This window comes from Streptomyces beijiangensis, from assembly GCF_017315755.1.
In the GTDB taxonomy this organism is placed as follows: Bacteria; Actinomycetota; Actinomycetes; order Streptomycetales; family Streptomycetaceae; genus Streptomyces; species Streptomyces beijiangensis.
This window is the reverse complement of the sequence record NZ_JAFLRJ010001671.1, coordinates 1-252: the sequence shown is the minus strand read 5'-3', so window position 1 is coordinate 252 and position 252 is coordinate 1. Positions and strand designations below refer to the sequence as shown.

Below are 252 nucleotides of genomic sequence, written 5' to 3'. Positions count from 1 at the left end.
GTCTCGTGGGCTCGGCGGAGTCAGGTGGCCACTGGATGAGCAGCCAGCATTCGGGCAGCGCGCCGTCGGCGGCGCGGCGGATATGTCGGTTGGCCGGGCGAACCCGCAGGGCCAGGAACTGCGAGCGCATGTCGGCGTTCGGGTTGTGCTTGGTGGCCTTGCTGCCCTGGCGCCACGTGATGGTGCGGGTAGCGGCTTGTCCGGCTGCCAGGGCCAGCGCGCGCAGGGTGGTGTGCGGGTGGGGGTAGGCGG

At 72.2% G+C, this 252-nt stretch carries 1 pseudogene; it reads right to left on the bottom strand.

Going from position 1 to position 252, the window contains the following annotated elements:
* Positions 1-252 (bottom strand): annotated as a pseudogene (locus J0695_RS43170) (IS701 family transposase); the annotation flags it as partial.